The 25284-nt window shown below is 70.6% G+C and carries 24 protein-coding genes; 12 read left to right on the top strand and 12 right to left on the bottom strand.

Translation table 11 applies throughout. The features are described 5' to 3' along the window. Positions 1 to 51 precede the first annotated feature (51 nt). Genes aztC through aztB form a run of 3 tightly spaced genes read right to left on the bottom strand, consistent with a single transcriptional unit; the run spans position 52 to position 3079 of the window. A complete protein-coding gene (gene aztC / locus FE634_RS03900; RefSeq protein WP_246060526.1) occupies positions 52 to 969 on the bottom strand; it encodes a zinc ABC transporter substrate-binding protein AztC in 918 nt (305 codons plus the stop codon). After that, a complete protein-coding gene (locus FE634_RS03895; protein ID WP_222847663.1) occupies positions 966 to 2198 on the bottom strand; it encodes an ABC transporter in 1233 nt (410 codons plus the stop codon). The genes aztC and FE634_RS03895 overlap by 4 nt, the downstream gene beginning before the upstream one ends. 26 nt (positions 2199 to 2224) lie before the next feature. Beyond that, positions 2225 to 3079 carry a zinc ABC transporter permease AztB gene (gene aztB, locus FE634_RS03890; RefSeq protein ID WP_138875135.1) on the bottom strand — a complete coding sequence of 285 codons (855 nt, stop codon included), beginning with the start codon at positions 3077 to 3079 and terminating at the stop codon, positions 2225 to 2227. Positions 3080 to 3147: 68 nt separating this feature from the next. On the opposite strand from aztB, the gene aztA reads away from it, so the two are divergent. Both aztA and FE634_RS03880 read left to right on the top strand, forming a co-directional pair. After that, positions 3148 to 3861 (top strand): zinc ABC transporter ATP-binding protein AztA, encoded by a 714-nt coding sequence (aztA, locus tag FE634_RS03885; protein WP_148240363.1) that lies wholly within the window; start codon positions 3148 to 3150, stop codon positions 3859 to 3861. Between the two features lie 53 nt (positions 3862 to 3914). Beyond that, on the top strand, positions 3915 to 4952 hold the full coding sequence (locus tag FE634_RS03880) for a zinc-binding dehydrogenase (protein WP_138875134.1): 1038 nt from the start codon (positions 3915 to 3917) through the stop codon (positions 4950 to 4952). A 691-nt stretch (positions 4953 to 5643) separates the two neighbouring features. Here FE634_RS03880 and FE634_RS03875 read toward each other — a convergent pair. From FE634_RS03875 to FE634_RS03865, 3 genes are all read right to left on the bottom strand, one after another. Then, on the bottom strand, positions 5644 to 6282 hold the full coding sequence (locus FE634_RS03875; protein WP_138875133.1) for a hypothetical protein: 639 nt from the start codon (positions 6280 to 6282) through the stop codon (positions 5644 to 5646). 286 nt (positions 6283 to 6568) lie between these two features. Next, positions 6569 to 7009 carry a hypothetical protein gene (locus tag FE634_RS03870; RefSeq protein WP_138875132.1) on the bottom strand — a complete coding sequence of 147 codons (441 nt, stop codon included), beginning with the start codon at positions 7007 to 7009 and terminating at the stop codon, positions 6569 to 6571. Positions 7010 to 7167: 158 nt separating this feature from the next. After that, positions 7168 to 7755 carry a hypothetical protein gene (locus FE634_RS03865; RefSeq protein ID WP_148240362.1) on the bottom strand — a complete coding sequence of 196 codons (588 nt, stop codon included), beginning with the start codon at positions 7753 to 7755 and terminating at the stop codon, positions 7168 to 7170. A 572-nt stretch (positions 7756 to 8327) separates the two neighbouring features. On the opposite strand from FE634_RS03865, the gene FE634_RS03860 reads away from it, so the two are divergent. Then, entirely contained in the window at positions 8328 to 9221 is an 894-nt protein-coding gene (locus FE634_RS03860; protein WP_262347569.1) for a DNA adenine methylase, read from the top strand. 51 nt (positions 9222 to 9272) lie between these two features. Here the strand turns inward: FE634_RS03860 and FE634_RS03855 are convergent, their stop codons facing one another. The 3 genes from FE634_RS03855 to FE634_RS03845 form a co-directional block, all read right to left on the bottom strand. Then, positions 9273 to 10799, bottom strand: coding sequence for a hypothetical protein (locus FE634_RS03855; protein ID WP_138875130.1), 1527 nt, complete (start codon positions 10797 to 10799; stop codon positions 9273 to 9275). 404 nt (positions 10800 to 11203) lie between these two features. After that, positions 11204 to 12040, bottom strand: a complete 837-nt coding sequence (locus FE634_RS03850) for a hypothetical protein (protein ID WP_148240361.1) — start codon at positions 12038 to 12040, stop codon at positions 11204 to 11206. 727 nt (positions 12041 to 12767) lie between these two features. After that, on the bottom strand, positions 12768 to 13313 hold the full coding sequence (locus FE634_RS03845) for a hypothetical protein (RefSeq protein ID WP_138875127.1): 546 nt from the start codon (positions 13311 to 13313) through the stop codon (positions 12768 to 12770). A gap of 609 nt (positions 13314 to 13922) precedes the next feature. On the opposite strand from FE634_RS03845, the gene FE634_RS03840 reads away from it, so the two are divergent. The 4 genes from FE634_RS03840 (at position 13923) to FE634_RS03825 (ending at position 15941) form a co-directional block, all read left to right on the top strand. Continuing rightward, positions 13923 to 14105 carry a helix-turn-helix transcriptional regulator gene (locus FE634_RS03840; protein ID WP_138875126.1) on the top strand — a complete coding sequence of 61 codons (183 nt, stop codon included), beginning with the start codon at positions 13923 to 13925 and terminating at the stop codon, positions 14103 to 14105. Beyond that, positions 14102 to 14458 carry a hypothetical protein gene (locus FE634_RS03835; protein WP_138875125.1) on the top strand — a complete coding sequence of 119 codons (357 nt, stop codon included), beginning with the start codon at positions 14102 to 14104 and terminating at the stop codon, positions 14456 to 14458. The genes FE634_RS03840 and FE634_RS03835 overlap by 4 nt, the downstream gene beginning before the upstream one ends. A gap of 100 nt (positions 14459 to 14558) precedes the next feature. Continuing rightward, entirely contained in the window at positions 14559 to 14819 is a 261-nt protein-coding gene (locus FE634_RS03830; protein WP_138875124.1) for a hypothetical protein, read from the top strand. A 3-nt stretch (positions 14820 to 14822) separates the two neighbouring features. Continuing rightward, positions 14823 to 15941 carry a tyrosine-type recombinase/integrase gene (locus tag FE634_RS03825; protein WP_187366815.1) on the top strand — a complete coding sequence of 373 codons (1119 nt, stop codon included), beginning with the start codon at positions 14823 to 14825 and terminating at the stop codon, positions 15939 to 15941. A 42-nt stretch (positions 15942 to 15983) separates the two neighbouring features. On the opposite strand, the gene ychF is transcribed toward FE634_RS03825, so the two are convergent. After that, positions 15984 to 17060, bottom strand: coding sequence for a redox-regulated ATPase YchF (gene ychF / locus FE634_RS03820; RefSeq protein WP_137292377.1), 1077 nt, complete (start codon positions 17058 to 17060; stop codon positions 15984 to 15986). A gap of 129 nt (positions 17061 to 17189) precedes the next feature. Here ychF and FE634_RS03815 point away from each other — a divergent pair, with 129 nt between their 5' ends. Both FE634_RS03815 and FE634_RS03810 read left to right on the top strand, forming a co-directional pair. Next, entirely contained in the window at positions 17190 to 19307 is a 2118-nt protein-coding gene (locus FE634_RS03815) for a BTAD domain-containing putative transcriptional regulator (protein ID WP_138875123.1), read from the top strand. Positions 19308 to 19317: 10 nt separating this feature from the next. Beyond that, a complete protein-coding gene (locus FE634_RS03810; protein ID WP_148240360.1) occupies positions 19318 to 20097 on the top strand; it encodes an exodeoxyribonuclease III in 780 nt (259 codons plus the stop codon). 54 nt (positions 20098 to 20151) lie between these two features. Here the strand turns inward: FE634_RS03810 and FE634_RS03805 are convergent, their stop codons facing one another. Continuing rightward, positions 20152 to 20856, bottom strand: a complete 705-nt coding sequence (locus tag FE634_RS03805; RefSeq protein WP_262347568.1) for a DUF1275 family protein — start codon at positions 20854 to 20856, stop codon at positions 20152 to 20154. 165 nt (positions 20857 to 21021) lie between these two features. On the opposite strand from FE634_RS03805, the gene FE634_RS03800 reads away from it, so the two are divergent. From FE634_RS03800 to FE634_RS03790, 3 genes are all read left to right on the top strand, one after another. Continuing rightward, positions 21022 to 22614, top strand: a complete 1593-nt coding sequence (locus FE634_RS03800; protein ID WP_138875122.1) for an EAL domain-containing protein — start codon at positions 21022 to 21024, stop codon at positions 22612 to 22614. Between the two features lie 315 nt (positions 22615 to 22929). Continuing rightward, on the top strand, positions 22930 to 24042 hold the full coding sequence (locus FE634_RS03795) for a DNA recombination protein RmuC (protein WP_138875121.1): 1113 nt from the start codon (positions 22930 to 22932) through the stop codon (positions 24040 to 24042). Continuing rightward, positions 24039 to 24533 carry a DUF6542 domain-containing protein gene (locus FE634_RS03790; protein WP_187366814.1) on the top strand — a complete coding sequence of 165 codons (495 nt, stop codon included), beginning with the start codon at positions 24039 to 24041 and terminating at the stop codon, positions 24531 to 24533. Before FE634_RS03795 ends, FE634_RS03790 begins: the two co-directional genes overlap by 4 nt. Here FE634_RS03790 and FE634_RS03785 read toward each other — a convergent pair. Further along, positions 24496 to 25116 carry an L-threonylcarbamoyladenylate synthase gene (locus FE634_RS03785; RefSeq protein WP_138875120.1) on the bottom strand — a complete coding sequence of 207 codons (621 nt, stop codon included), beginning with the start codon at positions 25114 to 25116 and terminating at the stop codon, positions 24496 to 24498. The genes FE634_RS03790 and FE634_RS03785 overlap by 38 nt on opposite strands. Positions 25117 to 25284: the final 168 nt, after the last annotated feature.

Genomic DNA, 25284 nt, shown 5'->3' with positions numbered 1-25284 from the left:
TCTTCTCTGTGTGTGGTGGTTCAGCTGAGGTGCGTGGCCGGGCGTGGCGGGTCAGGCCAGGCCCGCGGCGATGCGCTCGGCGTTGGCGCGCAGCATCGTGAGGTAGTCCTCGGCGCCCTCCCCGGGCTCGGTGAGCGACTCGGTGTAGAGCTCGAGCACCTCGACGTCGACGCCGGCCTCCTGGGCGAGGGCCTGCACCAGCCGGTCGGGGGAGGACGACTCGGCGAAGACGGCGCGGACGCCGGTCTCCTCGATCGCGGTGACGAGGTCGGCGAGGTCGGAGGCGCTGGGCGCGGCCAGGGTCGTGCCGCCCGGGATGACGGCCCCCACGATCTCGAAGTCGAAGCGGTCGGCGAGGTAGCCGAAGACGTGGTGGTTGGTCACCAGCGCCCGCTGTCCGGCGGGGATGGCGGCGAAGGTCTCGGTCATCTCGGCGTCGACCGCACCGAGCTCCTCCAGGTAGGCGTCGGCCTGGGCCGACACGACCTCCGCGTCCACGCCGTCGACCTCGACGAGGGCGGCCTCGAGCCCCTCGACGACGTCGACCATGCGGGCGGGGTCGGTCCAGAAGTGGGGGTCGGGGGACCCGCTCGCGTCACCGTCGGCGTAGTCCAGGACCTCGATCGCGTCGCCGGCCACGAACGCGCGCACGCCGTCGTCGGCGGCGGCGTCCAGGTGCTGCTGCAGGCCCTCCTCCAGGCCGAGCCCGTTGGAGACCACGAGGTCGGCCGAGCGCATCCGGCCCGCCTCCTGGGCCGAGATCTCGAACGAGTGCGGGTCCGCGTTCGGGCGCATGAGGGTGACGACCTGCGCCTGGTCGCCGACGACCTCCTCGACGACGTCGCCCAGGATGTTGGTCGACACCACGACCACCGGACGGTCGTCGTCGTCACTGGTCGAGCAGGCCACCAGCGCGGGGCCGAGCAGGGCAGCGGCCAGCACGGCGCCCACGACGCGGACGGCGCTCACCGGCCGGTCCCGGCGACGTAGAGGGGCCGGGTCGGCGTCTCGAACGTCCGGGCGACCCGGGCGTCGTCGGCGAAGTCGACCTCGTAGAGGCGCTTCTCCGCCGGCGCGCTGAGGTAGACCCGCTGCTGGTCGGCCACCATCGTCGGGACCCCGACGCCGGACCGGAGCGACGCGGCGACCAGGCGACCCGAGGTGCCCAGGAGCTCCCCCGAACCACCGTCGAGGACGACGACCCGGCCGTCGGTGGAGAGCCCGACGACGTGCTCGTCGTCGTCGTCGACCGCGGTCACCTGGGCCAGCGGCACGGGCGATTCCAGCAGCGTCCAGGACTCCGCCCGCGTGTCCAGCAGCCAGACCCGGTCCTCGCCGGCGAGCGCCGCCACCGTCGGGCGGCCGTCCCGCCCCGCGAACGACGTCGCCGCCGGTGCCGAGGTGCCGGGCGGGTAGGGGATGCGCTCGACCTGCAGCTCGTCGTCGACCACGCTGGCCAGCAGCGCGCCGTCGGCGCAGCCGATCACGGCCGCCACCCTGGTGGTGATGGTGCCCTGGGCGTCGGGGCACGGGTGCGCCCCGCCCGGCACGGGGCGACCGTCGCCGTCGAGGGTGAGCACCCGGGCCGCGGTGCCCGAGGCGTCGGGCTCGGTGACCAGCGCGAGGTCGCCGACCGGCACCAGCAGGCCGTCGTGCGGGGTGGTCGACACCCGGTACCGCTCGACCAGCTCGCCGTCGGCGAGGGCCTCGGTGTCGAGCAGCACCGCCTCGCCGGACTCGCCGAAGAACACGCCGCTGCCCCCGCTCGTCGACGAGTTCGTCGTGGCGACGGTGGCGGGGCCGGTCCCCGGCACGGTCCCGACCTCGCGCGGCTCGGCGCGGTAGTAGTGGAAGTGGTCCACGTGGTCCCAGGTCCACACCCCGCTGTCGACGACGTCGACGCCACCCGAGGTCTGCACGAAGGCGAACCGGCCATCGGTGTGCACCCCGCTGGCGTCCCCGACGCCCGCGAGCTCGCTCACGCTCTCGTCGAGCAGGTCGAGGTGGCGCACGACACCGGCCGCGTCCACCGTGGTCAGGCCGAGGGCCGGCTCGGCCAGCTCGACGGCCCCGGCGAACTCGCCGTGGTTCTCGTCGCCCCCGGCGGAGGAGTCGCGGGGGGACGGGTCCGGCTCGCCGCTGCACGCGACGAGCGGGAGGACTGCGAGCGCAGCCAGGACGATCAGGCGGGGTGACACGCGGGCTCCTGGGGTGGGGGACGGGGTCATGCGGCGGGGGTCGCCCGCGTGCGGGCGGCGGACAGCACGGCGTCGCCGACCACCCGCACCACCCAGGACAGGGCGGCGAGACCGATGGCGGACAGGGCGATGGAGGATCCGGCGGCGGTGGCGCCGAACCAGGACACGAGGAGGCCGACCAGCACGGCGACGACGCCGAGCACGGCCGCCAGCACCATCGTGGTGGGGATCCGCTGGGTCCACTGCGACGCCGCCACCGCGGGCGCGACCAGCAGGCCGACGACGAGCAGCGAGCCGACGGCCTGGTACGACACCACCACCGCCAGGGTCACCAGGCCCACCAGCAGACCCTGGGCGAGGGCGGGTCGCAGGCCGAGGACGGCGGCGACCCGGGGGTCGAAGGCCAGCGCGAGCAGCGCCCGGTGGGCCAGCGCGGCGGCCAGGACGGTGCCGAGCGCGGCGCCGGCGAGGAACCGGACGTCCGCGTCCGAGATGGCCAGGATGTCGCCGAACAGGATCGCGGTCGCGTCGGTGGCGAAGCTGCCCGAGTGCGAGATGACGATCACCCCGAGCGCGAGCATGGCCACGAACAGCAGCGCGATGCTCGTGTCGTACGACAGGCGCCCGCGGCGCTGGAGCAGGCTGACCGCCAGGCTCATCAGGCCCGCGCTCACCGCCGCGCCCAGCACGACCGGCAGGCCCGCGACGGTGGCGACGGCCACGCCGGGGAGCATGCCGTGCGCGAGCGCCTCGCCCAGGAAGGCCATGCTGCGGATGACCACCCAGGTGCCGACGACGCCGCACAGCACCGCCACGAGGGCACCGCCCACGGCGGCACGCTGGAAGAACTCCAGCTGGAACGGTTCGAGGAGGTCGGGCATGGATCAGGACGCTAAACGAAATGAGAGTGATTCTCAAAATCAGATGAGACGGGGTTAGCCTCTCCCCCGTGACCGCCCCCACCGCCCCGGAACCTGCTCGCCCACCGGGCACCCCCGCCGCTCGGTTGGTGGGCGTCCGCGTCACCCGGGGCGGGCACGACGCCCTCCTCGACGTCGACCTCGACGTGGCCCGCGGTGAGCTCACCGTGCTCGCGGGACCGAACGGCGCCGGCAAGTCCACCCTGGTCGAGGTGCTGGCCCGGGTGCTCCCGCCGACGTCCGGGCAGGTGGTGGTCGAGGCGGGGTCGGTGGCGTTCGTCCCCCAGCGCTCCGCCGTGCCGGACCGACTGCCGGTGACCGTGCGGGAGGTCGTCGCCATGGGTACCTGGGGCGAGGCCGGCCTCTGGCGTCGCGTCGGACCCCGCGGCCGGGAGCGCGCCCGCGAGGCCGTGGACCTCCTGGGGATGACCCCCCTGGCGCGCCGGCCGTTCGCCACCCTCTCCGGGGGTGAGCGGCAGCGCGCCCTGCTGGCCCAGGGCCTCGCGCGGGGCGCGGGGCTGCTCCTGCTCGACGAACCCACCACCGGGCTCGACGCCCTCAGCTCGCGCCACATCCGCGAGGCCGTCGCCCACCAGGTCGCCGCGGGGGCCGCGGTCGTGTGCGTCAGCCACGATCCCGTCGTCATCGACCTCGCCGACCGCGTCCTGCACCTGGACCGAGGACGGGTCGTCCTCGAGGACGCGGCGAGCAGCCCGGCGGCCGGGACCCGACGAGCCGGGTGAGGTGACCGGCCCCCGGCACCGAGCGAGCCGAGCACGGTCGCGAGGATGGGGGCATGCGCGCCGTCGTGGTCGACGCGGCCGGTTCCCGGCCGTGGGTCCGTGACGTCCCGCGCCCCTCGGCCCCCGCCGGTGGCGTCGTGGTCCGTGTCGTCGCGACGGGCATGTGCCGCAGCGACTGGCACGCCTGGGCCGGCCACGACGAGATCGCCTTTCCGCACGTGCCCGGCCACGAGCTCGCCGGCGAGGTCGCCGAGGTCGCCGCCGGCGTCGCCCGGTGGTCGGTCGGCGACCGGGTCACCGTCCCGTTCGTGTGCGGCTGCGGGCGCTGCGAGTGGTGCCGCGGCGGGAACGCCCAGGTCTGCCCCGACCAGCAACAGCCCGGGTTCACGCACTGGGGTTCGTTCGCCGAGCACGTCGCGCTGCACGCGGCGGACACCAACCTGGTCGCCATACCGGACCAGGTCACCTACGCGACGGCGGCCAGCCTCGGCTGCCGGTTCGCCACGGCCTACCGCGCGCTCGTCGGGCGAGCACGGATCACCCCGGGGCAGTGGGTCACGGTCGTCGGCGCCGGCGGGGTCGGCCTCAGTGCCGTGATGGTCGCCCGCGCCCACGGCGCCCACGTGGTCGTCGTCGACCGCAACCCCCGCGCACTCGCCCTGGCCGCCGAGCTCGGCGCCGAGCACACCGTCCTGGCCGACGGGACCGACGTCCCCGCGGCCGTCCGGGACCTCGTGGCCGGCGGCACCGACGTCGCGATCGATGCCGTCGGGAGCGAGCAGACCTGCGCCGACGCCGTCCTGAGCCTGCGCCGCCAGGGCCGCCTGGTGCAGGTCGGGCTGCTCCCGCCGGTCGGCGGGCACCCCCGGGTGCCCATGGAGCGGGTGATCGGGTGGGAGATCGACGTCCTGGGCAGCCACGGCATGGCGGCGGCCGACTACCCGGCCATGATGGCGCTCATCGAGGCCGGGACGCTGCAGCCGCACCGGCTCGTCGGGCGCACCATCGGCCTGGAGGAGGCCGCGGCCCTGCTGCCACGCTTCGACCGGGCCGAGAGCGCCGGCATCACCATCGTCGATCCCTCGCGCTGAGGCGGCGGCGCCGACGACGGCCGCCCGGTTCCCTCAGACGTTGAAGCGGAACGTTGATGGGGGTTTCGGACGCTGGGCGTCGTCGACCGAAAATAGCCTCTGACCTGCGCAAACAGGACTCGGACGCCACTCGTCGTCTGGCGCCGATGGTGGTCTCTGACGGTCCTGGTGAGGGCAGATTGAGGGCAGAGGGGCGTCTCCGGCGACGATTTCGAGCCGCTCAGACCACCTCACCGCGAGCCCCCTCGGGCGCACCGAGGTGGCGTGACCACACCAGCGACCGGGTGACCGCGGCTCGTCGGGACTCAAGCTGCCAAGGGAGTCGGGCTCAACGTCCGCGAAGCGTGCGAGCGCTACTGCGTCGTCCCCCTCGGGGTCCTCCGGGTCCCAGCGAGAGGGCCATGCATGGACCCGGCGGCGACGAGACCTCCTTCACGCTCTAGAGACCGAAGCTCGGCTCGGTTCCTGACTCGTCGACCTCGTAGCCCGGCGGGCGGCAGGGCGGAGCCCGCAGCGCGGCATGGTCGGGCGGAGCCCGCAGCGCGGCATGGTCGGGCGGAGCCCGCAGCGCGGCATGGTCGGGCGGAGCCCGCAGCGCGGCATGGTCGGGCGGAGCCCGCAGCGCGACATGAGCGGGCGGATGGTCGTTCGCTGTACCTTCGCGCGTCCAACCCCTGGGAGGGCCGCGGGCTCAGCCGATGTAGAGCCGGGGCCCGAAGTGTCGCTGGGCGACCCCGTCACGGACCTCCAACCCGGGACCGAAGCGTGCGTCGTCGTGCCAGACGCCGCCGCCCTGGCGGAAGTCCTGAACCATCACTCCGGCAGCAACGCGAACCCACGGCATCCCTTCGAGGCAGTTCTTAGGGATCGTCAGCGCGAAGACCCCGCGCCGAGAGCGGATCGTTGTTCGCGCCGCCGGGCACCTGTACCCGTCGGTGTCGTAGCTCCCCAAGTTCGTGAAGGGGTCGCCCTCGCTGTAGAGGATCTGGGTGCTCAGTCCTGTCCCACGAGGCCCTTCGATGTCCCAGTACACGTAGGTGCCGACCTGTCGACGAACTGTGGTGCCACGCAGCTTCATGCGGAGGATCAGTCGCTTCTCGGTGTACTTGTGCTGCGACCAGACAATGTCTGCGACTTTGCGATGGCGAGCCGTCTCATGGTGTTCGGCGCAGTCCTGGGTCGGCCCGCATCCCGTCCACCAGGTGCGGGTGACGTCGCTGGTCTCGTCGAGAACGCGTTCGTGGTCGGCAAAGGCCGCCGACGGAGTCAGCGTTGAGACGCTGACCACCAGGACAACGAGCCAAACGATGGTGCGACGGCTAACGATCATGCGGGAAACCTATGGCCGTCGGTCCGCTCGGCGCTGGAGAACGCGAAGTTGGCCGTCAGGCTGCTGGACGGACAACTAACCGGGCGCGGCCGGCCGGCTCACAGCAGAGGCCGGGCGGCCTGGTCCTCGCACCAGAACGTGCCTTGACGAACCGAGCACGCCCGCTCAGGTCAGCCTGAAAGCCAGATCAGTTGTCTCGAGCGTCGTTACGCACAATCTTGCTGCGCGAGCGGACGCCCGACTCTCGGCATAAGCGCGCACTCATCGCGACATGGTCGAGCGGGACCTACGACGGCATTGCCCACACGAAGCCAGTCGCGCCAGTCGCGCCCGCGCAGGTCTTAACCTCAGCCATCGGGACGACGGGCAGGTCGCTCTGGATAAGGGTGAGGTCGTCGTAGTGGCCCCCCGTCATGCGCACCTCGGAGGGCACGGCCACCCTCGTGCCGTCCGGGAACTCGGTACCTGAGGCGTCGCGGGTCGTACCGAACGGGAACACCGCCACCTGATTACCGATAAGCAGGCACCCCTCGCGCTCCACCAGGGAGCCACTGATGAGAGCCGCAGGCCAGCCGTTGCTCTCGGAGTTCAGGGCGATGACGGGCTTGGCATCGACAACCTGTGCAGCAGCGGGCGTCGAGGTCTCGTCGGAACTGCACCCAAGAAGTGCGGAAGCGCCGAAGAGCAGCCCGCAGCCGACAAGAGCGATGCGCCCGATGAGTCGCATGACCCATGGTCGCACTCGGGGTCAATGACCGCGCCGCTGCTGACCTGAGTCAGCCGCCCGGTCCTTGGCATGTGTGGCGCATGGGCTGTCCCAGAGGCGGCGATAAGACGCTGTCGCGCTCGCACCTTCGACTAGGGAGTCGGATCGGTCGCGATGACTCAGCGCAGCTCGCGGCGTGCTGCGACTACGTCGTCGAAATAGGAGTCGATCGCGGCCTCGATTTCAGCCTCTTCACGTTCGAATTCCTCATCTTCCATACGCTCGAAGTGCTCGCGAGCGATCACCTCAAGGTCCCGAAGGTCCAACGTGCCGAACAGCCTCCCGCCTGTTGCGATCGCGATGTTCTCACCGGGCAGCCGACGCAATGAGCGATTCTTCTTGGGGTCCTCACCAGCTTCTGCGAGGTGACCGTGCTCAAGCACCGCGTCATCCAGGTGCTCCAGCGCGTTCCTGAGATCGCGAAGTTCAACATCGGGCTCAAGGGGCTCCAACCCGCGCTCGCGCGCCAGTCGGCTTGCCCAGCGCTCCAACTGATGGAGGGACCAAACGAGGCTGTGCTCCTCCGTCCAGTTCTGACGCCACAGCGGCTCGAGCTCTTTCGCCAGATCTCGATCCCAGTCTCGGTCGAGTTGCCGGTTCAGCTGCGCGGCTTGCTGTCTGACCTCGCGCACACGCTCCACCTGCCGCAGTGTTGACTCCGCCCAGGCCCGAACGAAAGTGACACAAGCTTCCTCCGCCTCGCTCATGTACGAACACTCGCACCAGACCGATGGGGACCATCCACCACCCTCGGGCTATCGCGAGTTCCGTCGCCGTGGTGTGACGCACGTGTGCGCGAGCCACCGGCGGTAGCTGGCGTTGCCATTCCGACGAGCCCCCGTCTCGGTTGCCCGCGACCGTACGGCTGTCGCCGGCTACGGCCCCAGTTCTGACGGCCAACGAGCCGCCCGTGGCTCGCCGGTTGCGGCGCACTTGGTGAGGAATCGGCGTCCTCGCGGTGTAACGATTAGAGTAGTTACATGCGAGTTCGTTCCCTCTCGGACAGAGAGCTCGACGAGCGCCGCTTCGCGCTGCGCCAAGAACACCTGCGACGTACCAGCACCAAGCGCACGTGCGTTCTGTGCGGTTCCGGGTTCTTCGCACGTGCCGATGCGCTGTACTGCTCCGGTAAGTGCCGCGTAGCCGCGTTCCGCAATCGGACGCGCACTGAGGAGTCGCCTCGTCCGGCGTCGACGACTGGCGGCTCGCGAGCCGGGGAAGCGAGACGTGCTCAGTGAGTACCGCTCCGGTCACAGCAGTCAGGGTCGACACTGAGCCTGTGGCTCTGACCGACGCAGATCTCGCGCCGCTTCAGATTAGGGCGGCCGGGCGCAGCGTCGCGTTCAGCCCGCTGCGCTATCCCGGGGGCAAGGCAGCCTTGGCAGGCTTCTTCGCCGACGTCATCAGCCGCCGCGGTCTCACCGGTGCACTGTACGTGGAACCGTATGCAGGCGGCGTTGGCGCCGGCATCGCGCTCCTGCGCCAGGGCGTGGTCGAGCGACTCGTCGTCAATGACATCGACCCGGCGGTCTACTGCTTTTGGAAGGCCGTCACCGAGCACTCAGCAGACCTTGTCGATCTCGTCGAGTCGGCTCCCCTCACGGTCGAGTACTGGCGAGAGCAAAAGGCCCTCTACAAAGCCGCTGACGAGTCGATTCCCCTCGAGTTGGGATTCGCGTTCTTCTATCTCAATAGGACCAACCGCTCCGGAATTCTCAACGCTGGTCCGATCGGTGGGGTCAACCAGAACGGCAACTACAAGATCGACGCTCGCTTCAACCGGGCGCAACTCGTCGAGCGGCTTGAGGAGATCGGACGGCTCAGCGATCGCATTGAGGTGTCAAGCATCGACGGTCAGGCCGTCGTTGAGCGATATGCTCACGAGCCAAACTCGTTCATCTACGTAGACCCGCCCTACGTCGACATGGGCGGCAGCCTCTATCTGAACGCCTTCACGCATCGCGACCACGCCGACCTGGCCGAGACGCTGAGCGCAGCAAGCGGGGCCAACTGGGTGCTCACCTACGATCCTTCCGATTTCATCAGACGTCTCTACCGCCAGTTCGAGGTCCGTGAGTACGAGCTCAGCTACAGCGCGCGACGAACTGGAAAGGCTAGTGAACTCCTGATCGCGTCGCGCCCGATTGCCGCGATGCTGAGCGACGTTGAGTAGGCTCACGGCGCCTGAGGTTGCCAGTAGTCCTTGCCTCGCGAAAAGCGTGCGTTAGGAACCGACGAGCGTGTTGAGGATCGGCTTGAGGCGGTCCCAGGCCTCGTGGACCTCGCGACCTTCGACGAAGTGGTCGGGCTCGTGGTTGCTGCTGTTCAGCGCCTCCGTCGTGCCTACGAACTGTGACGTGCTCATCCTGCCCTTGCGGTTGATCGTGTTGATCAGGACGGTCATGCGTCGATCCTTGGCGAACGCCTTCGCCACCTCTTCAACGCAGTAGCCGATGGTGCTGTTCGGCTTGATCGGGTTCCCCTGGACTCTCATGTACTCCTTGATCGAGCACTCCAGGACAGTCCGCAACAGATCGTGAGTCGCGTTTGCGAAGTCGCGGACGTCGATGCGTCGCAACTCCTCGAAGCGCCGCCTCATGGCCGGCGAGGTGCCCGTGTAGGCGAAGCCGTCCATATTGAGGCGCGAGAGGGTGTCACCACGGTTCGGACCACGGGTTCCCGATCCACTGTCGACATCACCAGCGTCGCCACCTGTACCGCCGGCCCCTGTGCTGCCAGTACCAGCCCGCCCGCCGATGCCAACGTCACCGGTGCCGTTACCGCCGTCGCCGTGCTCCGAGGCGTCAGTGTGATTGTCCTCGTGACTATTGCCTGTTCCTGCATCATCGGAGGCCCCGGTGTCCGGGGTGCCCGGGGATGGGGCGATGCCGGACACAATCTGAGCCAGTAGGTCAACGAACGGCTTGTGTTCCCGCCCGCGAACCTTCAGTTCCGGCGAGCGGGTGTTGAGAGTGCCTTCCTTAAGCCGCTGTAGGACGTAGATGAAGGCGTTCTGCTGCTTCTTGTTCATCTTCTTCGAGGCGAGCATGCCGTCCTTGTTGAAGCTGATGCCAAGAGCGTCCTGTACCTGGCGCTTCTCGTAGACGTACTCAAACGCCGTCATCTTCAGGTTTCCCGAGAACACGAACTCGCGCAGAGCGGTATCTGCATAGCGGAGCCCGCGGATCAACTCGCGCATCTCTCCCATGCGGATGTAGTCCATCATCTGCGTCTCGCCGATGTAGGTCGTGCGCAGGTCGTCGACTGTCACGCTCGGCGTGAGTTGGGAGTGATAGAAGATCGCTTGCTGCTCGCGTACCCAACTCTTCTTCGGGTTGCTCGTGTGCAGCCGCGCAAGAAGTGGCAGTGCCGCCTCTCGAGACGGGGCGATCATGACGCGAACGACGGTCGGCGTCTCGCCGTGCGGATATCGGGTCTTCAACCGTTCGACCTGGGGTGCTGCCTTACCAACCACGCTCGGGTCCTTGATTGCCTTCAACGCCGTGATTCGACGGTTGCCCTCCAGGACGACGTGACGGACACCGGAGGCGGTGATCAGCGGTAGCTCGTTATCGAGGTAGCCGTCGCGCAAGATGTCGCGCACCAGGGTGAGCAGGTCCGCTGCCTCTACCAAGTAGGCCGCGATCGCCATCTCGTCGGCGTGACCACTCGGAATGCGGACGTTGCGAAGGTCCAGATCGAGGTCGTCGAGGGGGACCTCTTCGATGGGCCAGTGCTGAGCGAGTGCCATCTTCATCCTCATCTGTGCGCCGCGACCTGGGCGCCTGCGTATCTCAAGTGCACGCACACTATCGAGCGAATGGCGACGAGGGCGGATTACTCGGATTGCAGCGGGTTCAGGCGCGTCTTTGTGGGCGGGGTGCCCGCCTTGCCGAACGTCCGGATCTCGGCGGAAGAGTGCAATTGAGAAGGCGCGCTGTCAGGCGGTGAAAGGACGCGCGGCCGGAACGGGTTCGACGGCGGCGGGTCCGCGCGTAGGCGGACCATCTCGGCATCGCACAGTCAGACGGCGACCGACGCGCACCATCGCAGGGTTGCCATGGTGCCGGACCGGGTCCCTGCCAGTTCTGTCGAAAGTCGCAGACAGAGCCTTCCGCTTAGCGGTCCAACGTCCAACGGTTCAAATGGGCGCCGCTAGTCCGCCTGTCCTCCTTCGAGCGCTTGTACCGTGACCGCGAGCATCTCTATCGCGCTTGCGGGGTCACGCTGAATCCCGGGGTTCTGTTCCAGCGCTCGAAGCTCGAGCGGACTCAATGAACGAATCAACAAGCTCGCCTGATCTGAACCCGGCGGCGTGAACTTCACGAGCATGACCGAACCAGCTCGGATGCAGGCATTGGCGACGTCGCTGACGCTCGCCGTCAGAGTGGCGATCACCTCAGCGGCTTTGCCGTCGACCTCGACCTGCTGCTTCCCCACAATCAGATTGGAGAGAGCCTGATCGATCTCGGAGGCGTGACGCCTCACGACGTCAGAGCTTGCAGCTTCGTTAGTCTTGCCTCGCAGTCGCTCCCAGATAGATGCACGCTGGTATTCGATCAACTCGAAGCCGTCGTAACCCAGCAGACCGCTCAGGGCGAAGCAGGCCCCTTCGACCCTCACCACGGCATTGCTGTCGAAGACATCGAGATAGATCGTTATTTCGGCCAGCAAATCCGAGATCGGCCTAACCTCAAAATCCAGAGCCGAGCCAGCTGCAGCAGCAGCAATCAGACGGAGGTCAGGTCGGACACCTTCACGAGCCACCGAGCGCCACCGCTCCTGCCAATCTGACCACTGGCCGTCGAAGTACGGGTCGTCAACCCGCGATGCGGCTCGGAGGAAGTAACGCTCTAGCTCACGAGTGAGATCCTCAAAGTCCTTCGCTGTGTCGGCGTCGAGCGGCCAGTCGTACCGCATGCGTCGAACAGTCCCGCGCAGCCGACGGATGCTGTCACGGAACCTCTGGTTCTCGTAGTCGCGCGTGTCCATAGGTGCAGTGTTCCGGATTCGGCATCGCAATAGGCGCAATCGTGCCTGAGCAAGGCGGTCGAGAAATCCTCCGGCCGATCCAGAGCCTCTTCGGCGATGAGCCTCGTTGACTCACCGCGCCGAGCAAGTATGGAACGGCAGATGAGTACGGCTGGGTGTGGTTGCTCTGGATACGGACTCGCCGCAGCAACGAACAACCCTTCTGGCTGGCATCAACCGATCGCGGCCAACCGACACAGCATCGAGGCGTTTTGGATCACGGCTTAGGCGCGCCCTACGTGCCGCAGGTAGGGACGCGAACGCTGCGTCCTAATCGGCGCGTCTATCTGGGCGCTGTGCAGCACCCCATAGGTACGCCAACTCGGGCCGGTACGGCGCCACCGAGCTCGGGTCGCCTGCCGGGAGCCCGGGTTGGCTCGCGGCGCGTTACCGAGACGGCCTGCCCAGCTCGTGTGACGACGAAGTAGGACAGGCGGTCAAACGGTACGGGTAGGCCGCGAGGGGTCTCTCGACCTCGTCGCGCGCCGGGCGGCGACGAGCAGAGACAGCACTTCCGAGAACTGCATCCGGCTGCCCGGCATCACGGGACGACTGTGCACGACCTCGGGATCGATCGAGATGCGGTCCGACAGCGACCCGGCAGAGACGAACCGAGTCTGTACCCCGATCGTCGATGGCATTTCGTCCGCGACAACCCACCAGGCAGCGGCAGGCAGCGGCACGCATGCTACGGAGCGCCATTCGCCTCGATGGCCAGGCCGTTGCGCAGGCCGAGTCGGCCAATCGGGATAGCGGTCTCGCCCCAAGCGACTTGATTCTCGACCGGCTGATGGCAACGCCACGTCGCTGACTGCGCGACCACATGATCGGCGGATTGGCGGATCTCAAGGTCCTCTGCGACTGCGCGGAGCGGATGATGACCGGCGTGCTCAAGGCACGGCGGCCAGGTCGGGTCGAGTCCACGACTCCACAGCGCGACCTGCACGACGGCCTCGAGTCCGCCCCATGCGGCCTCGACCAGCGCGTCCTCAAGCGAAGCACCGCGATCGCGCTGCCAGGTGAAGACGGTCTGGTTGAAGTCGGCAGCGGCCCCGAACGGCGCATCCGGATCTCGGCTCGGCGTCATGTCAGCCAGGTGAATCACGCCGTCGGGCGTCGACCCGTCGCCGTCGTCGGCGAACCAAGGCGCCGCAGCGAAGGCGAGTCGTACCGGAGTCGTCACGTGGACGTCTCGCATCAGGATCTGAGCCACGACCTCTAGGTCCTTGATCACCTCGCCACGCTAGCTGCCCACCGACTCGAGCTCGCTGCTGCCGATCCCAAACCAGCCGGCCAGGAACGCACAAACCCGATGACCCACACACCTCTTGCATTCTCGGTCCTGATTCGTCGGACGTAACTGCCTGTCCCCCACCGGAGTCGTTCGTCGCCGGCTGGGGGGGGGACCTCGGTCGGCCGCAGCCACGCCGTCCGCAACGGAGAGCCCTCGGATCTCGTGAGTTCGCCGTGCACTGATCGTTCCCGGGCAACGTCGTCACCTAGGTGACCGGAGGCATCGAAAGTTTCTGCCAATCAGTGATCGCCAGGAACCCCGTCGGCGCCTTGTCCCAAATGAGTGGGCCATGCCCACGGACCACAACAGAAGCGTCCTGGGCGACCGGTTCTCGGCGCTCAGCGGCCCTGGATCCCCAGGCCGCTGAGTTGCCGGCTTTCGGCGACCACGGGACGACGACGCGACCGAGGATGCGATGACATGACCCAGCACGGACGACACGACCAAGAGGCCCTGTTCCCCGACCTGCCGCAGCGTCCGGCTCCGCCGAAGCGGGAGCAGGCACGACGGACCCCGCCGCCTCTGCCTGCAGATCGGCCGAGTCGGCCAATGGAGTTCCAGGAGCTCTGGGACATCGACCAGGTCGCCACCTACCTCGGCGTGCCCAAGCAGACCATCTACGGGTGGCGCACCACCGGCTACGGCCCCCGTGGGTTCCGCGTCGGAAAGCACCTGCGCTGGCACGCGGCGACCGTCATCCAGTGGACACTCGGGCTGGCGAACGAGACATGATCCTCGAGGAGACCTGCCCGCGGTGCGGCACGACGTTCCACGAGCCGCACCCGCGCAAGCCGGGGCGACCACGGCGGTGGTGCTCGCAGGCGTGCCGCCGGGCAGCATCCGAGGAACGCCGAGCCGCCGCGAACGGGGCCATCGCGGTCGAGCACGTCCCGGTGGCGGTCACGCTCGAGGAGCACGTGCGCGCAGTCCTGGACTCCCCCGCCGCCTGCCGGCGGGTGCTGCGCGACATCCGCGAGCGGTCCGAGGCCGGGCTGCTCCAGGACTCGAGGTGGAACAGCGTCCAGTCGGAGATCGAGCGACTCCAGCCCAAGCCCCGGCCACAGCTGAGGTGGGGACACCGGTGAGCCGGCAACAGGATCTCCAGCGCGCCCGACGCGACCACGGGGAGGGCCGGACCGGACCGGACCGGCGCGAGCCCGGCGCGATCGGAACCGCCAGGCAGAGGTGCTGATCGCCCGCGTCCGTGACGCGCTCGCCCAGCGCGACGCCGCGGTCGACGCCCTCGACCTCCGCGCCGGTCGTCTGCTCACCGAGATAACGGCGCTGCGGTGGGCGCCCGCGCGCGAAGCAGCAGCGGCCTGCGGGATCAGTGTCCGCGAGGCGGCCCGGCTTCGCGGCCTCGCGAAGCAAGCAGAGCAACCGGGCCAGGTGTCCTCGCCAGCGCCTACCGTGGACGGTGCGACGACGGCGAGCGACGAGGAGTAGGCCATGGCCGAGGGGATCACACGTCGGGGCGGCTCCTGGCGGGCTCGCTACCGCCATCCCGAGACCGGACGCCAGCACGAGCAGTCCTTCGCCAAGCAGGCCGACGCCGTCCGGTGGCGCCGTCAGCAGCTCGACGCCTTCGACCGCGGCCGATGGGTCGACCCCCAGGCCGGCAAGGTGTCGTTCCTGCACTACTTCCAGGCATGGGAGCAGAACCAGGTCTGGACCGACGGCACCCGTAAGGCCATGCACCTGGCCGCCCGGTCGGCCACCTTCGGTGGCATCGACCTGCGCCAGATCAAGGTCAGCCACGTCGAGGCCTGGGTGAAGTCGATGACGGTGGCGACCAAGGACCGCAAGCGACCGTTGGCGCCCGGCACCATCAAGACCCGGTTCGTCAACGTCCGGACGGTCTTCCGCGCCGCCGTGCGCGACGGGATGATCGCCGCAGACCCGACCGTCACCGTCCGGCTCCCCCGCCAGCGCAGGCGCGAGGCGTCGATGGAGATCCCCCCGCCCGACGTGGTCCGGCGCATCCTCGACGCCTCCGACCTCCGGTTCCGTGCGTTCGTCGCCCTGTGCGCCTTCGCCGGCCTCCGGCTCGGCGAGGCAGCTGCATTCAAGGTCGGCGACGTCGACTTCTTGCGCCGCCAGGTGCACGTCCGTCGCCAGGTGCAGCGCCTTGGCGACGGCGAGATAGAGATCCGGCTGCCGAAGTACAACTCCGAGCGGACCGTCGCCGTCCCGGACGCGCTGCTCGAGATCCTCGCCGAGCACGTCGGGCTCGGCCTCGCCAACGAGTGGTTGTTCTCCGGTGTCGAGGACGTCCCGCCTCACCAGAACACCGTCGGTCACCGCTGGCGCACGACGCTCAAGCGGGCCGGCGTCCAGGGCGTCCGGCTGCACGACCTACGTCACTTCTTCGCGTCAGGTCTGATCGCTTCGGGTTGTGACGTGGTGGCCGTCCAGCGCGCTCTGGGGCACGCCAAGTCGACGACGACACTGACGACGTACGCCCACCTCTGGCCCACCGCAGAGGACCGCGTGAGGGACGCTGCGGCGGCACTGGTTGCCGAAGTCAACCGTTCTACTGAGGGCGCTGTGAGGGCAGAGGGGCCCTGAAGAACCCGCACACCCCCTCTGACCTGGGCAAACGGTCAATAGTCAGACGTTGAAGCGGAATTCCACCACGTCGCCGTCGGCCATCACGTAGTCCTTGCCCTCCATGCGGACCTTGCCGGCCTCCTTGGCCTTCTGCATCGAGCCGAGCTCGACCAGGTCGTCGAAGGAGACGATCTCGGCCTTGATGAAGCCGCGCTGGAAGTCGGTGTGGATGACGCCGGCGGCCTCGGGGGCGGTGGCGCCCTTCCGGACCGTCCAGGCGCGCGACTCCTTGGGGCCGGCGGTGAGGTAGGTCTGCAGGCCGAGGGTGTCGAAGCCGACGCGGGCCAGGCCGTCGAGGCCGGGCTCGGTGATGCCCATCTCGGCGAGCATCTCGCGGGCCTCGTCGTCGTCGCCGAGCTCGACGAGCTCGGCCTCGAACTTGGCGTCGAGGAAGATCGCCTCGGCGGGCGCGACCAGGGCCCGCATCTGGTCCTTGAGCGCCTCGTCGGAGAGCTCGTCGGCGTCGCAGTTGAAGACGTAGATGAACGGCTTGGCCGTCAGCAGGGACAGCTCGCGGATCAGGTCGCGGTCGATCGTGGTGTCGATGATCGGGGTGCCGGACTCGAGCGCGGCCAGCGCCTCCTTGGCGGCGGCGAGGTTGGCGGCGAGCTCCTTGCGGCCGCGCGCCTCCTTCTCCAGCCGCGGGATCGCCTTCTCGACCGTCTGCAGGTCGGCCAGGATCAGCTCGGTCTGGATCGTCGAGATGTCGCTGGAGGGGTTCACCTCGCCGTCGACGTGGGTGACGTCCTCGTCGCGGAAGACCCGGGTCACCTGGCAGATCGCGGCCGACTCCCGGATGTGGGCGAGGAACTTGTTGCCCAGCCCCTCCCCCTCCGAGGCGCCCTTGACGATGCCCGCGATGTCGACGAACTCGACCGTCGCGGGGAGGATCTTGGCGCTGCCGAAGACCTCCGCCAGCTTCGGCAGCCGCTCGTCGGGGACGCCGACGACGCCGACGTTCGGCTCGATGGTCGCGAACGGGTAGTTCGCCGCGAGGACGTCGTTCTTGGTGAGCGCGTTGAAGAGGGTCGACTTGCCGGCGTTGGGAAGGCCGACGATCCCGATGGTGAGTGCCACGGGCGGCGAGTCTACGGGCGGCGTCGCCCAACCGAGGATCGGCACGGACAACTCGGCGGCGATCCGGCCGCCAGCGCCTATCCTGGGGGCTGCGGACCTGCACGCACGAGGGGTCCCAGGGACGGGGACATGACGGCTGAGGCTCTCGAGCGCGCGATCGGCGCCCAGGACCGCGCGGCGGTCCTGGCCGCTGTGGGCAGCCCGGCGCACGACACGCTGCTGCTCGCCGGCGTCCCGCTGCTCGAGCGCGCCGTGGCCGTCGTCGCCCCCGACGGCGGCGCCCTGCCGGTCGCGCTCGCCTGGCGCCACGGCTACGCGCTGCACCAGGCCGGTCGGTTCGCCGAGGCGCTCCTCGTCTACGCCCGCGCCGGCGACGAGGCGGGCGACCAGCCGGGCACCCCGACCGACCCGGTCGACGTCGCGTTCCTCCACGCCAGCCACGCCTCCACGCTGTGGGCCACCGGCGACGCCGTCGCCAGCCGTCGCCTGTCCGACCAGGCAGTGCAGGAGGCGCTGGCCTGCGGCAACGACTCCGCGGTCGCCGCCGCCTGGATCAGCCAGGCCCTCGTGTGCGTGCTCGAGGGCGACCTCGACGCCAACCTCGTGGCCTACGAGAAGGCCCTCACGGCCGCCGAGCGCGCGGGCGACGTCCTCACCCAGGCCCGCATCCACAACAACCTCGGCTCGCGCTGCAACTCCGAGGGCCGCTACACCGAGGCGCTGACCCACCTCGACCGGGCGATCGCCCTCGCCGAGTCGGTGGCCGCCCCCGGCCCGGTCCGCGCGCTCAGCCTCATCACCCGCTCCGACTCGCTCCTCGGCCTCGGCCGGCTCGAGGAGTGCCTGGCCGAGCTGCACCTGGCCCGCACCATCACGCGGACGTCGGAGTCGCCGCTGCTCGGCCTGGCCGTGGTCGGCATCGGCGACGCCAACCGGCTCTGCGGCAACGCCACCCAGGCCGCGCTGGCCTACCGCGAGGCCCTGGCGATCGCCGAGCGCACCAACAACGCCCAGATCATCGTGCCGGCGACCTCCGGCCTGGCCCGCGTGCTCGTCGTCGACGACCTCGACGAGGCCCAGGGCCTGGTGAAGCAGGCCCTCGACCAGCCGGCCGCCGTCGGCCAGGTCGAGCCGCTGCTCGCCGCCGGGTGGGTCTGCCTCGCAACGGGCGACAAGGCGGCCGCCGGGGAGTACTCCCGCCTCGCCGTCCGCGAGGCCGGACGCCGCCACGACTCCCGGGGGCTGGCCGAGTCCCTCGAGCTCCAGTCGCTGCTGATGTCCGGTCCGCGCGCCGTCGACCTCCTCGACGAGGCCGGCACGCTGTGGCGCAGCACCGCCAACTCCATCGGCCTGGCGACCAACCAGGCCCTGCGGGCCCGGGCGACCACCGACCACGTCGAGGAGCAGGCCGCCCGTCGGCGGCTGCGCGCGCTCGGCGTCCGCGACGACGCCACCCGGATCGCCGGACCGCTGCAGGCCCTCGGAGGCGCCGACCGCGCCCGGGTCGCGATCCGCACGCTCGGCGCGTTCGCCGTCCTGTGCGACGGCGAGACGGTGCCGGCGTCGGCCTGGCAGTCGCGCAAGTCCCGCGACGCCCTCAAGATCCTCGCCGGGCGCCGCGGGCGGCCGATCACCCGCGAGGCGCTCTCGGAGCACCTGTGGCCCGACTCCCCCGGCAGCGGCAACCGCCTCTCCGTCGTCCTGTCGACGCTGCGCGGGGTGCTCGACCCGGGGAAGGAGCACCCCTCCGACCACTACCTGCGCGCCGACCGCGAGGCCGTCCGCCTCGACACCGAGCACGTCGAGATCGACGCCGTGGTGTTCACCCAGACCGCCACCGGTGCCCTCCGGGCGCTGCGCTCCGGCGAGCGCACCGACCTCGCCGTCGTGGAGGAGCTCGAGCGGGCCGCCGCGATGTACACCGGCCACTACCTCGAGGACGACCCCTACAGCGACTGGACCGTCGACGTCCGCGACGAGCTGCTGTCGAGCGCCCTGGAGGTCAAGCGCGAGCTCGCCCTGGCGCTGCTCGGGCGCGGCGAGCAGCAGCGCGCCATCCCGTGGCTGGTCGGGCTGATCGCCGACGACCCCTACGACGAGCCGTCCCACCACCACCTCATCACGACCCTGCACCAGGCGCGCCGGCACGGCGAGGCCCGGCGGGCCTACCGCGGCTACAGCACCCGGATGAAGCAGATCGGCGCTCCCATCACGCCGCTCGCCGACCTGCTGACGCCCTACACCTAGGCTGACCGGCGTGCGCCTGGCCACCTGGAACGTCAACTCCCTGCGCTCGCGCATCGGCCGGGTCGAGGCGTTCCTCGAGCGCCACGACGTCGACGTCCTGGCGCTGCAGGAGACGAAGGCCCGCGACGACCAGCTGCCGCTGATGGGCCTGCAGTCGATGGGCTACGAGGTCGCCTCCGCCGGCGTCAACCAGTGGAACGGCGTCGCGGTCATCAGCCGGGTCGGCCTCGACGACGTCGAGGTCGGCTTCCCCGGGATGCCCGGCTGGGGCGACCCCGTCGCCGGCGAGGCCCGGGCGATCGGCGTCACCTGCGGCGGCGTCCGGGTGTGGTCGCTGTACGTGCCCAACGGGCGCAAGGTCGACGACCCCCACTACGTCTACAAGCTCGACTGGCTGGCCCGACTCCGCGCCGCCGCCCAGCCGTGGCTCGACGGCCCGACCGCGCTGGTCGGCGACTGGAACATCGCCCCGCTCGACGAGGACGTCTTCGACATCGCCGCGTTCGCCAGGTCCACCCACGTCACCGCGCCGGAGCGGGCGGCGTTCCAGGCCTTCCTCGACGACGGGTACGCCGACGTGGTCCGGCCGCACAGCCCCGGACCGGGCGGCTACACGTACTGGGACTACTACCGGCAGCGCTTCGAGCGCAACCGCGGCATGCGCATCGACTTCGTGCTCGGCTCGCCGGCGTTCGCCTCCGCCGTGACCGGCGCGTTCGTCGACCGCGACGAGCGTGCCGGCACCGGGGCCAGCGACCACGCCCCCGTCGTGGTCGACCTCGCCGACTGACCGGCCGACGTCCCGGTCAGCATTCCGGCCGCTGTCCCGGTCGGCGCCGGGGGCCTAGCCCGGCGCGGGGGTCGCCGCCGCGACCGTGGTGTGCACCGCGCCCACCACGGTCGCCACCGCGACGACGGCGCCGGACAGGACCAGCCCGGCGCCGAGGTGCCAGCGCAGGAGCGCGGCGCCAGCGGCGGCGCCGGCGAGGATGAGCAGGACGGCGAGCACCCGGCGTCCGGAGCCACCGCCCTTGCCGGAGCCGAGCGTGGAGTCGGCGGCCAGGCCGGTGATGGTCGAGGTGACCACGACGGTGGTGACGTCCTTGACGGCGATGAACCGCGCGGTCGCGGCCTGGACGCCCATGGCGGCACCGAGCACCGTGGTCACCGTGATCTCGACCCAGCGACCGGGGTGGTCACCGACGGCGAACAGCACGACCGCCAGGGCCAGCACCAGCACGGCCACCACCGCGAACAGCGCCGTCGTCAGGCCGGTCCACGCGCCGGCGGCGCGCCTCAGCACCCGGCCACCGAGCGCGGCGCCGGCCATGAACCCACCCAGCGCGAGCACCGGGCCGAGCACCGGGAGGTCGTCGGCCCCGACCAGGGCCATGCCGAGGATGACGACGTTGCCGGTCATGTTGCCGGTGAACACCCGGTCGAGGCCGAGGTAGCCCACGGCGTCGACGACCCCCGTCCCGAAGGTCAGCAGCAGCATCAGCCACAGGTGCACGCGGTCGGACGGCACGGCGGCCAGGCGGTTCCTCACCCGGTGATCCTTCCAGCCGGCGACCACGCGCCCCGGCCGCTGCGTCGGCGCGAGACGCGGCGCACCTGACGTGGAGGGCCCGGGTCGTCTCGCGGGTCGGCGGCAATCGCGGGATCTGCCCCGCGGAGGCCCGGGCATCTCTACGCTCCTCCCCATGGTGTGGGCATGAGCGGGGACGATCGCGTCCTCATCGACGTCCTCGCGGAGGCGGCCACCGAGATGCCGTGGCCCGAGGAGCGGATCGAGGAGTGGCTGCTCGGCTGGTCGCGACGGGCGGTGCCGGGCGACGTCCTGCTCCAGGACTTCGCCACGCCGCCCCCCGACGTCAGCCTGGACCTCGGCGAGCAGCGGTTCCTGGTCGCCCGTCGGCCCCCCGGCGGCCTGCCGTTCTCCGAGCTCGACCGTCGGCTGCTCAACGCGTTGGTCACGATGGCGACCGCGTCGCGGCACGCCGCCCGCCGCGACGCCCGGCTGCGCCGCCAGGCGCTCACCGACGAGCTCACCGGGCTGTGGCAGCAGGGCCACTTCCGCGAGCTGCTCGACCAGACGATGAGCTCCCGCAGCGACGAGACGCTGGCCGTGCTGTTCCTCGACATCGACGGCATGAAGCGGCTCAACGAGACCCTCGGGCACCTCGACGCCGACGTGGTGCTGCAGGAGATCGGCGTCCGGCTGCGCAGCGACGTGCTGCCGCCCGGCTCCTTCGCCGCGCGGATGGGGGGCGACGAGTTCGCCGCCGTCGTCCGGCACCTCGAGGACGCCGCCGACCTCGAGCGCCTGGTCGCCCACCTGCACGAGACGCTGCGGGGCCCGATCCTCGTCGGCGAGGCCGTCCTGCAGGTCGAGGTCAGCATCGGCGAGGCGCTGTCGCTGTCGGGCACCGACGACCCCGACGCGCTGCTGCGCCGCGCCGAGCGGCAGATGCGCCAGCGCAAGCGGGCCCGCACCCCGGCGATGCTCCCGCCCCGGTGGTACGACGACCGCACCGTGCTCCGCGACATGATCGACCAGGGCCGGGTCGAGGTGGCCTACCAGCCCGTCGTCGACCTGGGCGCCGAGGAGATCGTCGGCTACGAGGCGCTGGTGCGCGCCCGCCAGCTCGAGTTCGGCCCGGTCTCGCCGATGATGCTGATCGGCGCCGCCGCCCAGCTCCGCATGCTCGACGAGCTGACCGCCGTCGTCCTCGACCACGGGCTCGAGACGATGGGCTCGATCGCCGCGCGTGCCGGGCAGCCCCTGACCCTCGGCGTCAACATCGAGTTCGAGCAGCTGCACGAGGACAGTCGGCTGCTCCGGTCGCTGCCCGGGCGGATGGCCGACCTCGACGTCCACCTCGTGCTGGAGATCTCCGAGCGGCACGTGACCCGGTGGACGCCGTCGCAGCGCGCGATCGCGGCCGAGCTGGCCGCCGGCGGCATCGGCCTCGCCGTCGACGACTTCGGCGCCGGCTACTCCGCCCTCGGGCTGCTCACCAGCTGGGACTGGGAGTGGGTCAAGATCGACCGCGCCCTCATCGCCGACACCGAGGGCAGCGGCGGACGCACGGTGCTCGGCAACGTCAGCCGGATGATCGGCGAGCTCGACCAGGTCGCCGTCGCCGAGGGCATCGAGACCGCCGCCGAGGCCGCCGCCGCCCGCGCGCTCGGCATCACCCTCGCCCAGGGCACCTACTTCGCCCCACCCGCCCCCGCCGAGGCCGCACTCGCCTCCGTCTCCGCCCTCGGCCTCCAGATGCCCACCGGGCCAGCCCCGGAGTAGCCCGACCCTCGTCCGTCCGATGCTGCGGCCGGTTGGTGGCGTGGGCTGGCAGTCCGGCCGGGGCGAGGCGAGGGTGCCCATCCGGCGCAATTGCCGAGGTTCGCTCGATTCTGACCGCCCCAACCGAGCGAAAGTCGGCAATTGCGCACCTGAGGCCGCACCGTGGGCCCACCCGGTGCAATTGCCGAGATCGGCTCACTTCTGACCGCCGCAACCGAGCCAACCTCGGCAATTGCGCGCCAGGGGCCGGACGTGGGGCCGGACGTGGCGCCGGACGCGAGCCGGACTGTCGGCGGTGCCAGCCACACTGACGCCATGGACACCGGGACCGCCGCCACGCTCGCCCTCGGCCTGCTGCTCGGCCTCGTGGCCGGTGGGGCGCTGGGGTACGCCACCGGCCTGCTGCGCGCGCGGGTGGAGCCGGCCGCGGCGCCGGTCGACACCGCGGCCGAGCGCCGGCTCGACGCGGCGCTCGACCAGCAGGCCGTCGTCCGCGAGAGCCTGGAGCGGCTGCACGACCAGATGCGCGACCTCGAGCACAACCGGATCTCCTGGCAGAGCCAGCTGCACCAGCAGGTCAGCGACATGCGCTCCTCCACCGACTCGTTGCGTCGCGAGACCCAGACGCTGTCCACCGCGCTGCGCAAGCCGCAGGTGCGCGGGCAGTGGGGCGAGCTGCACCTGCGGCGCGCCGTCGAGCTCGCCGGCATGGTCGACCGCTGCGACTTCTCCGAGCAGGTCCGCCTCGACGACGGCGTGCGCCGGCCCGACCTCGTCGTCCACCTGGCCGGCGGCCGGTCGGTCGTCGTCGACTCCAAGGTCCCGCTCGACGCCTTCCTCGACGCCACCGGGTCCGACGACGACGACGTCCGCGCCCACCACCTGGCCCGCCACGCGCGCCAGCTCCGCACCCACGTCGACCAGCTCGGCTCGAAGGGGTACTGGAGGTCGCTGGCGGAGTCGCCGGAGTTCGTCGTCCTCTTCGTGCCGGCGGAGTCGTTCCTCTCCGCGGCGCTGGAGGAGGACGGCACGCTCCTCGAGCACGCCGCCGGTCGCGGCGTCGTGCTCGCGACGCCGACCACGCTGATCGCGCTGCTGCGCACGGTGGCCCACGGCTGGACCCACGAGGCCCTCACCACCCAGGCCGGCGAGATCCACCGGCTCGGGCGCGAGCTGCACGGCCGGCTGGGCACGTTCGGCGCGCACCTCGACCGGGTGGGCCGCTCGCTCAACGGCGCCGTCGAGCACTACAACAGTGCCGTCGCCTCCCTCGACTCGCGCGTCCTGGTGCAGGCGCGCCGCTTCGGGGACCTCGGCGTCACCTCCGACGAGCTGCCCACGCCCCGCGCCGTCCCGCTCAGAGCGGTGCAGCCCGCCCGGCGCGCCGACACCGAGGAGGACGCGCCGCGCCGTAGTTTGGAGCTGTGAACCTGCCCGGGTCCCGCACGGTGTGGGAGGAAGGTCACGAGCCCGGCCGCGAGATGGCCGCGCTCGGGGTGGCCCTCGCCCTCACCGCGGCCGCCGTCGACCTGCTGCTCACCGCCCAGGTCGGGCTGCTCTTCGACCTCGGCTTCGTCGTCCTCTGCGTCGGGCTCGCGCTCGCGGTCCGGCTGCCCGACTTCTTCACCGTCGGCGTCCTGCCACCGCTGCTGATGCTGTCGACGTTCCTGCTGCTCGCGATGTCGCGTTCCGAGGCGATCGCCCGCGCCGACGACGGCGTCGTCCAGGCCGTCATCTCCGGGCTGTCGCACCACGCCGTGGCACTGGCCCTCGGCTACGGGCTCGCGCTCGTCGTCCTCGTCGTCCGGCAGCGGGTCGCGGCGGCCCGCCACGCCCTCGACGGCGACGCCGCCGACGTCCCCGCCGGCGCCGAGGCCCCGCTCAGGCGAAGCGGTCCGGGTCCCCGGCTCCCCGCCTGATCACCTCGGGCTCACCGCTCGACCAGTCGACCACCGTCGTCGACTCCGCCGGGGTCTCCCCGGCCTCCACGACGACGTCGACCTCGTGGTCGAGGTCCTCCTTGATCTCCCAGCCCATGGTGCGGGGCCCGGACTCGCCCGGCAGGATCAGCGAGCTGCTCAGCAGCGGCTCCCCCAGCGCCTCCAGCAGCTGCTGCACGAACCGGTGGTCGGGGATGCGCACCCCGACGGTCTTCTTCTTCGGGTGCAGCAGCCGCTTCGGCACCTCGGGCATCGCGGGGAGGATGAACGTGTACGGCCCCGGCGTCGCCGACCGGATCGCCCGGAACGCCGCGTTGTTCACGTGCACCAGCTGGCCGAGCTGCGAGAAGTCCTTGCACACGAGCGTGAAGTGGTGCCGGTCGTCGAGGCCGCGGATCCGGAGGATCCGGTCGCGCCCGGCCCGGTTCCCGATCCGCGACCCGAGCGCGTACCCCGAGTCGGTCGGGTAGGCGATCAGCTGGTCGTCGAGCAGCGCGTCGACCACCTGCTGCACGAGCCGGGGCTGCGGGTTGTCGGGGTGGATGTCGACGAAGCGGGCCATGCTCCCCATTCTCCACCCCACCCCGCTGACCCGTCGCTGATCAGCGACGGGTCGGCGTGGATTCCCCACTGACCCGTCGCTGATCACTGACGGGTCAGCGGGGGGTGGGGGACGACGGGAGATGGATTTCGTGGCGGACACCCGGGTCAGGCACAGTGTTGGTGGCGT

The organism is Nocardioides sp. S-1144 (assembly GCF_005954645.2).
Classification (GTDB): Bacteria; Actinomycetota; Actinomycetes; order Propionibacteriales; family Nocardioidaceae; genus Nocardioides; species Nocardioides dongxiaopingii.
The sequence above is the reverse complement of the archived record's forward strand: the minus strand, read 5'-3'. Positions and strand labels throughout refer to the sequence as shown.

Excerpts from the sequence above, each read along its gene's own strand:
- FE634_RS03795 (WP_138875121.1), top strand. The coding sequence starts at position 22,930 with ATGGACACCGGGACCGCCGCCACGCTCGCCCTCGGCCTGCTGCTCGGC.
- FE634_RS03840 (WP_138875126.1), top strand. The coding sequence starts at position 13,923 with ATGGAGTTCCAGGAGCTCTGGGACATCGACCAGGTCGCCACCTACCTC.
- FE634_RS03800 (WP_138875122.1), top strand. The coding sequence starts at position 21,022 with ATGAGCGGGGACGATCGCGTCCTCATCGACGTCCTCGCGGAGGCGGCC.
- FE634_RS03850 (WP_148240361.1), bottom strand. The coding sequence starts at position 12,040 with ATGGACACGCGCGACTACGAGAACCAGAGGTTCCGTGACAGCATCCGT.
- FE634_RS03835 (WP_138875125.1), top strand. The coding sequence starts at position 14,102 with ATGATCCTCGAGGAGACCTGCCCGCGGTGCGGCACGACGTTCCACGAG.
- FE634_RS03785 (WP_138875120.1), bottom strand. The coding sequence starts at position 25,116 with ATGGCCCGCTTCGTCGACATCCACCCCGACAACCCGCAGCCCCGGCTC.
- aztB (WP_138875135.1), bottom strand. The coding sequence starts at position 3,079 with ATGCCCGACCTCCTCGAACCGTTCCAGCTGGAGTTCTTCCAGCGTGCC.
- FE634_RS03825 (WP_187366815.1), top strand. The coding sequence starts at position 14,823 with ATGGCCGAGGGGATCACACGTCGGGGCGGCTCCTGGCGGGCTCGCTAC.
- FE634_RS03865 (WP_148240362.1), bottom strand. The coding sequence starts at position 7,755 with ATGAGCGAGGCGGAGGAAGCTTGTGTCACTTTCGTTCGGGCCTGGGCG.
- FE634_RS03855 (WP_138875130.1), bottom strand. The coding sequence starts at position 10,799 with ATGGCACTCGCTCAGCACTGGCCCATCGAAGAGGTCCCCCTCGACGAC.
- FE634_RS03880 (WP_138875134.1), top strand. The coding sequence starts at position 3,915 with ATGCGCGCCGTCGTGGTCGACGCGGCCGGTTCCCGGCCGTGGGTCCGT.
- FE634_RS03875 (WP_138875133.1), bottom strand. The coding sequence starts at position 6,282 with ATGATCGTTAGCCGTCGCACCATCGTTTGGCTCGTTGTCCTGGTGGTC.
- FE634_RS03815 (WP_138875123.1), top strand. The coding sequence starts at position 17,190 with ATGACGGCTGAGGCTCTCGAGCGCGCGATCGGCGCCCAGGACCGCGCG.
- FE634_RS03870 (WP_138875132.1), bottom strand. The coding sequence starts at position 7,009 with ATGCGACTCATCGGGCGCATCGCTCTTGTCGGCTGCGGGCTGCTCTTC.